A 5,936-nucleotide genomic window follows, 5' to 3' on the forward strand; every position below is an offset into this window, starting at 1 on the left:
CACCGGAACGATAGCTGCCAACGGCAATATTTCGGGCGGCTGGTGGGTAAAAACGGGCAACATCCTGCGCCAGTGCCTGAAGATAACTTCGACCACGGTTTCAGGCACAATCGAGATCACGTTCCCCACAGCGTACGCCGACGTTCCGACCGTCTCCGCGGAATGGGCCGATCTCGATGGCAATTCGGCATGGGCCAATGTCCTCACCCAAAACGGGGCGCCTGTAATATCTGCAACAGGCGTGAGCCTATGGGCGCGCGCCCTGGGGCAAGGTGGCGCACTGGCTGATTCCGCCGGGTGGGGCTGGGTGACCGTTGAAGGTCCCGTGGCAGACTGACAGTAAAGGAAGACATCATGACAACGCAGAACTACATCCTCTACCGCACCGCTGCCTTCATGTACCAGCCGGGCTATGCCTATACGCAGGGCGCGACGCCTTTTGTCCCGGCAGCACAGGTTTCGTCCCCGGTTGGCGCGGTTGTCGGAACCCAGCAGATGGCCAGCCTGACTGGCGTAACCGCACCCGACGGGTTCGCCTACGCGCTGGATGCGGACGGCAGATACCCGCCGGGCAGCATCTATACACCGTCCACGGAATATACGCTGTCCGGTAACTCCGCGGCGACGGCGGGAACCGCCCTGACGCTGACCCTGACACCGGATAATGACGGGCCGGGCACGGATACGACGATCACGCTGTCCGACGGAAACGCAGGCGGGACGTTCTCGGCCGATACCGTGACGTTCAACGGCTGCACGAACACGGCCCGGACCGTGACCTATACGCCCAAGGCGGCAGGGACGGTCACGATCAGCGCCACGAACACCGGCGGCCTGACCAACCCGGCCGGCCTGAGTGTCAAGGTTGCCGCCGCCACGGCCTGACCGCCTGCACAATCCGCGCCTGCCCGACCGCCCGTGAGGCGGTTTTTTTATGAGAAAATGAATGAGCGAATACATGAACCCGCCTCCCGCCGGGCAGGCTGCTTCTGTGCGATGTGCCACGGCAGAGGAAATGGCGCAGGTGCGAGAGCGACTGGCGAAGGTGGAAGGCGGTCACGACAATCTGCGTGATGGCCTGAATACCTTATCGCGGCAGTTTTCCGACTTGCGGCGCGACCTGACCCGCACCGTGTCCGAAAATGCCGACCAGACCCGGCGTGAAGTGATGGGCCGTGTCGACACGATGGCTGATAACGCAGCCGAACGGGACACGGAAATATCCGGCCGTCTGTCCAGAATTGAGGGCGGTCTGAAACTGACATCGTGGGTGACCATGACCTTCATCGTGCTGGCCACCGGCCTGCTGGGCTGGGGACAGATTGGCGATGCGGCGTGGTCGTTCTGCAAGCGTGCATTTGGATACGGAGCATGACCGGCCTGAACCTGCCGCAGTTCAAGGCGGAAATCGTCGTTCCCACCCTGAACGCCATTGGTCTCGGCGGGGATCCCGCGGTCAACCTGCTTACAGGAACCGCCCTTGTCGAAAGCAGTCTGGTCTATCTGCGCCAGGTGAACGGCCCCGCGCTGGGTCCGTGGCAGATGGAGCCTTTCACGGAACACGACATCTGGATCACGTTTCTGCCTGATCCGCGTCTGGGCAGCCTGAAAACGACCATGCAGGCCATGCTGGCGCGGGACATACCGCACACTGACCAGCTTATCACAAACTGGCGATATGCCTGCGCGATGGCGCGGCTGAAATACTACCGGTCGCCTGATCCTCTGCCAGCCGCCAATGACGCGCTGGGGCAGGCCCATACATGGAAGCGGATCTACAACACATCGCTGGGGGCGGGGGACATAGACGCCAATCACATCGCCCTGTTCCAGCAGGCCATTGAGGCATGACATGAACACCACCGCAAAACTCGGCGGCCTCGGGGCCGTCATCGCGCTGCTGCTGACCGAGGTGCCGGAGCAGTATGCCTTCTACGTCGCCCTGTTCATCATCGCCTGCGGGGCGGTGACCGCGCTGGTGCCGCCGCCGCATGCGGGCAGCCGGTGGGCCGTGGCCTATCAGGTCATGACCACCATCGGGCTGAACATCGGATGGGCGGAAAACCACTTCAAGCCGGGGCAGTCGGGCGTGCGGGTGCCGCTGGCGGACAAACCCGCGGCCAGGCAGGCCGTGCAGGCTGCGGGCATTCCCGTCCTCAACCGCAGGGGCGCGCCGGAACCGGCGGCGACAGACTGAAAACAGAAGGGGGATGCGGTCCCGATGCTAGGTGGATGGCCGATGCTGTCCGGGACCGCATGCCTGATCATACGGGACTTTGTGGCAATTATATGAATGGAACCGTTATGATTGCCCGGTTCCATGCTTTTTCTGCCAGCCGCCCCACGGGCGGCTTTTTTTTTCGAGATGGAGCAAGACCATGGCCCACCTGTCCCCCGATCCCGCCCGCCGCATGGTGCTGCGCACAGGCTGCACCGCGCTGGCCGCGGGCCTGCTGGCGGCATGCACGCGCGCACGTTCGGGCAGTGTGACCACCGTGACCCTGAACGTGGCCGACGTGGTGGATTACGGCAATGCCGTCCTGTCATTCGCAACCACCGCAATCGGGCTGACATTCGTCTCCACCGCCATGGGGGCGGCGAACGTGACGCTGGCGAATGCGGTCATTGCATCACTCAGGGCAGCGCTGGCCGCGTTCCAGTCCGCCGCGGGCGCCAGCATGTCCGTCACCTATGACAGCGCCAGCGTGAAGACGGCGTTCGACAGCATCCTGACCGATGTCGGGAAGGTGGACACGCTGATCATTTCCGTCATTACCGGCACGGCCACCAATCTGACCAGCAGCGTGGTGTCCGACGCAAGAACGGCCGCGGGTGCGGCGCAAACGCTGATCGACCTGCTGAAGGCGATGGTGGACATGTCCGGCCCGCGCCTGCGTGGCATGTCGCCACCCGGCGGGGCGGCGGCGATTGGCGAAATCGCCATCTTTGCGGCGGTGCGGGGATGAACGTCCACGCGCTTGCCGGTCTGGGGCTGTTCCTGACCGGCGCTGCATTTTCGCAGGTGCTGGCCTTCGGCATTGCTGCATGGCGGGAGGGGCGGCGCAGGCGGCAGATTACCGACACGCTTGGCCCCCCGCCGCCTGACTGACGCGGTACCAGATCGGCATGCGGTGGCGCGATCCGGCCCGCACGCCACGCAACCGGTATGGGGGGCGGGCAGTTGTCATGTGCATGACGGTCCTGCCACATTTCGCCTATTCCGCCCCCGGTGAGGGATGGCTGCAGCTGGGGGAGCTTGCACTGGCGTTCGTGCTGTCGGCGCTGGTGGGGCTGGAACGGGAATTCCGGCAGAAAAGCGCCGGGCTGCGCACCTATACACTGGTGGGGGTCGCGGCGGCGCTGTTCATGCTGGTGTCGAAATACGGGTTCAACAACATTCTGGACAGTGGCCGGGTCGTGCTGGACCCCTCGCGCATCGCGGCCCAGGTGGTGTCGGGCATCGGGTTTATTGGCGGGGGCGTGATCTTCATGCGCCGCGACGTGGTGCGCGGGCTGACCACGGCGGCGTCGGTATGGCTGACGGCGGCGCTGGGCATGGCGTGCGGGGCGGGGCTGATCGCGCTGGCGGTGGCGACCATGGTCGGACATTTCATCATCATGCTGGTGTTTCCGCGTCTTGTGCACCTTGTCCCGCGCGACCATGCGGCGCGCTCAGCAGGGCTGTACATATCCTATCCTGATGGGCGGGGGCTGCTGCGCAGCATCCTGATCCGCTGCACCCAGCTGCGCTTTACCATCCACCGCGTCCGCATCGAATCCCCCGCGCCGCCTGCCGGTGACGCATTGCAGGACCTGCGCCATCGTCACCCCGACCCGGCACCCCCGGCGGCGGATGCTGCTGCGGGCCATGCCACGGTCACGCTGTTCATAAAGGTGCGGGGCAGGCGACCGCTGTCGCATCTGGTCGCCGCGTTATCGGATATCGAGGGCGTGATTGGCGTGGAAACCGAAGACGCCGATAACGACCCCGACTGACCCGCCACGGGCGGGTATCAGGCCGGCAGGTCCACCCCGCCGTCGGCCGTACGCGTCACCGGGCCGGTCGCCACCACCGCGCCAATGGGCAGGGGCGCATACAGGTGGGGAAACAGCTGCCCCCCGCGAGAGGGTTCCCACCGCACCACCGCCGGGTCCAGCAGCGACAGGTCCACCGCCACCAGCACCAGCCCGGACCGGCCACTGAAATGCCGGTCCAGCGTGTCGGCCACCTGCGGGCCGGCGGACAGGTGGATGAACCCGTCGGCAAGGTCGACAGGGGACCCGGCAAGGCTGCCGGTACGGGTGAAGGAATCGTATTCGTCGGGCGTCATGATCTTGTAAACGATACGGTCGGTCATGGGGTGTATCCTGTCGTCTGCATGGCGTGACCATAGGCCAGGGGCGCATCCCCGCCAACCGCGCCGGAACCCCCGGCAATGGCGACAGGGAAAAAAAATAGTACCTGAACGGGCTGAAATGGGGTGGCCTTTGCCGCCCCGACGCGGCACCCTAAGGCCAGCCCGACGCCGCAAGCCGTGCCGCGCGGACCCCAGACAGAGGCTTTTCGTTGCGATGCGCCCCCATAACGACAACACCAGCCCGGATGTGCTGCATTTTCCACGCCGCAACATCTTTTCGCCACAGGAGGCATCGCACTACCTTGGCATTGCGCCGTTGCGCCTGCGTATCATGAAATGGCTGCGCTGCGGGCCGAAGCCCATCTCCATCAATCGCGAAACGTTCTATACCGAAGCCGAACTGCGCAGTTTCCGCCTCGGCCTGATCCGCGCGGTGGGGGTGGAGGAAAATGGCGGTCCCTACCGCGAACGATACATGGCCGACACGCAGGGGGAAAAACCGGTCATGGACCCGCTGGTCATGCTACTGTCTGCCAACCTGATCCGGCGGCGGGCGATCGGGCTGTCGCTATGGGGCCTGCTGGTGCTGGGGATCGGCATTGACCTGATCCTGTTCTGACCCACCACGTCATGCGCGGGACAGGGGAGCAGGCATGAAAAAAGGGGCGTCCCGGCATGGGACGCCCCTTTTCGCGCTACGATAGCTGCAGATTACTGCTGCTGACCGTCGTGATCATGCTCACCGTGTTCGCCATGTTCACGGTCACCATGTTCACCGTGTTCGCGATCGCCGTGCTCACGGTCACCATTCTGGCCGTTTTCACCGTTTTCGTTGTGGTGCTTGCCGTGGTGTTCGCCATGACGGTTCTGGTCGTTACCGTTGTTGTCGTCAGCATGAGCAACAACCGGGAGCGACAGACCAAGAACGGCTGCCAGGATCAGGGACTTTTTCATACTATATCGTTTCCTTAGTTTTAACCGGTTTCTAAAAACCTGCTCTATACATATAGAAGGATAACCAGAAATGAGAAGACCTGTACCAATAAATTATTTGTAACAGAATGCATCATGCCCCTGATCGGGCTGAATATTTACAATAATCCGGTATACTCAGAGCCCGATCCGAAAGTTTTTCAAGCTTGACAATGCCTTGCTGTCCGTCGTGTGAGCATGCGGATCGAGGCGATCAATGTCCATGCGGTTGAGGAAGCAATGGACTTTTCCCAATCTTTGGCGAGCCGCCTGCACCGTCCCAGCCAGGCGAATGTCCGTTCAACCACCCAGCGGCGCGGCAGGATCTGAAAGCCCTTCGCCGTATCGGACCGCCTGATGATTTCGATCGTCCATTTTCCCATGGAGGCGAGCGCGGATCGCAATTTGTCGCCAGCATAGCCGCCATCAGCGAAGATGTGGCGCAGCCAGGGAAAGCGCCTGCGTATTGCCGCCAGAACATCAACGGCCCCATCACGGTCCTGGATGTCGGCGGCATGAACGAGGAGAAAGATCAGGAAGCCGCAGGTATCAGTCACGATATGGCGCTTGCGGCCCTTGACCTTCTTGCCCGCGTCATAGCCCGAA

General features: G+C 63.1%; 11 protein-coding genes and 1 pseudogene. 10 read left to right on the forward strand and 2 right to left on the reverse strand.

Features of this window, described 5'->3' with window-relative positions:
- The 8 genes from CFR80_RS19510 to CFR80_RS16685 all read left to right on the forward strand — a co-directional run.
- On the forward strand, positions 1–337 hold a 337-nt coding region (locus tag CFR80_RS19510; RefSeq protein WP_181418265.1), incomplete at its 5' end, for a hypothetical protein.
- Positions 338–354: 17 nt separating this feature from the next.
- Positions 355–885 (forward strand): hypothetical protein, encoded by a 531-nt coding sequence (locus CFR80_RS16660; protein ID WP_010514410.1) that lies wholly within the window; start codon positions 355–357, stop codon positions 883–885.
- Positions 886–946: 61 nt separating this feature from the next.
- Positions 947–1,375, forward strand: a complete 429-nt coding sequence (locus CFR80_RS16665) for a hypothetical protein (protein WP_010514411.1) — start codon at positions 947–949, stop codon at positions 1,373–1,375.
- Positions 1,372–1,851: a hypothetical protein gene (locus CFR80_RS16670; protein WP_010514412.1), complete on the forward strand. Its 480-nt coding sequence runs from the start codon at positions 1,372–1,374 to the stop codon at positions 1,849–1,851. The genes CFR80_RS16665 and CFR80_RS16670 overlap by 4 nt, the downstream gene beginning before the upstream one ends.
- 1 nt (position 1,852) lies before the next feature.
- Positions 1,853–2,197 (forward strand): hypothetical protein, encoded by a 345-nt coding sequence (locus tag CFR80_RS16675; protein ID WP_010514413.1) that lies wholly within the window; start codon positions 1,853–1,855, stop codon positions 2,195–2,197.
- Between the two features lie 181 nt (positions 2,198–2,378).
- The gene (locus tag CFR80_RS16680; protein ID WP_010514414.1) at positions 2,379–2,966 is read left to right on the forward strand and encodes a hypothetical protein; all 588 of its coding nucleotides are present in this window, start codon (positions 2,379–2,381) and stop codon (positions 2,964–2,966) included.
- Positions 2,963–3,109 carry a hypothetical protein gene (locus CFR80_RS19515; protein WP_010514415.1) on the forward strand — a complete coding sequence of 49 codons (147 nt, stop codon included), beginning with the start codon at positions 2,963–2,965 and terminating at the stop codon, positions 3,107–3,109. Before CFR80_RS16680 ends, CFR80_RS19515 begins: the two co-directional genes overlap by 4 nt.
- Positions 3,110–3,186: 77 nt before the next feature.
- On the forward strand, positions 3,187–3,996 hold the full coding sequence (locus CFR80_RS16685; RefSeq protein ID WP_082071211.1) for an MgtC/SapB family protein: 810 nt from the start codon (positions 3,187–3,189) through the stop codon (positions 3,994–3,996).
- Between the two features lie 17 nt (positions 3,997–4,013).
- Here CFR80_RS16685 and CFR80_RS16690 read toward each other — a convergent pair whose 3' ends face one another.
- On the reverse strand, positions 4,014–4,358 hold the full coding sequence (locus tag CFR80_RS16690) for a DUF952 domain-containing protein (RefSeq protein ID WP_010514417.1): 345 nt from the start codon (positions 4,356–4,358) through the stop codon (positions 4,014–4,016).
- Positions 4,359–4,572: 214 nt separating this feature from the next.
- Here CFR80_RS16690 and CFR80_RS16695 point away from each other — a divergent pair, with 214 nt between their 5' ends.
- Positions 4,573–4,977: a hypothetical protein gene (locus CFR80_RS16695; RefSeq protein WP_010514420.1), complete on the forward strand. Its 405-nt coding sequence runs from the start codon at positions 4,573–4,575 to the stop codon at positions 4,975–4,977.
- Between the two features lie 56 nt (positions 4,978–5,033).
- Entirely contained in the window at positions 5,034–5,330 is a 297-nt protein-coding gene (locus tag CFR80_RS16700) for a hypothetical protein (protein ID WP_258367914.1), read from the forward strand.
- Positions 5,331–5,491: 161 nt separating this feature from the next.
- Here the strand turns inward: CFR80_RS16700 and CFR80_RS16705 are convergent.
- Positions 5,492–5,936, reverse strand: a pseudogene (locus CFR80_RS16705) (IS5-like element ISGdi1 family transposase); the annotation flags it as partial.

The organism is Komagataeibacter oboediens (genome assembly GCF_003207815.1).
GTDB classification, from domain to species: domain Bacteria; phylum Pseudomonadota; class Alphaproteobacteria; order Acetobacterales; family Acetobacteraceae; genus Komagataeibacter; species Komagataeibacter oboediens.

Coding starts and splice junctions, on each gene's coding strand:
- CFR80_RS16695 (WP_010514420.1), top strand. CDS start 4,573: ATGCGCCCCCATAACGACAACACCAGCCCGGATGTGCTGCATTTTCCA.
- CFR80_RS16680 (WP_010514414.1), top strand. CDS start 2,379: ATGGCCCACCTGTCCCCCGATCCCGCCCGCCGCATGGTGCTGCGCACA.
- CFR80_RS19515 (WP_010514415.1), top strand. CDS start 2,963: ATGAACGTCCACGCGCTTGCCGGTCTGGGGCTGTTCCTGACCGGCGCT.
- CFR80_RS16670 (WP_010514412.1), top strand. CDS start 1,372: ATGACCGGCCTGAACCTGCCGCAGTTCAAGGCGGAAATCGTCGTTCCC.
- CFR80_RS16665 (WP_010514411.1), top strand. CDS start 947: ATGAGCGAATACATGAACCCGCCTCCCGCCGGGCAGGCTGCTTCTGTG.
- CFR80_RS16660 (WP_010514410.1), top strand. CDS start 355: ATGACAACGCAGAACTACATCCTCTACCGCACCGCTGCCTTCATGTAC.
- CFR80_RS16675 (WP_010514413.1), top strand. CDS start 1,853: ATGAACACCACCGCAAAACTCGGCGGCCTCGGGGCCGTCATCGCGCTG.
- CFR80_RS16685 (WP_082071211.1), top strand. CDS start 3,187: ATGTGCATGACGGTCCTGCCACATTTCGCCTATTCCGCCCCCGGTGAG.
- CFR80_RS16690 (WP_010514417.1), bottom strand. CDS start 4,358: ATGACCGACCGTATCGTTTACAAGATCATGACGCCCGACGAATACGAT.
- CFR80_RS16700 (WP_258367914.1), top strand. CDS start 5,034: ATGGGACGCCCCTTTTCGCGCTACGATAGCTGCAGATTACTGCTGCTG.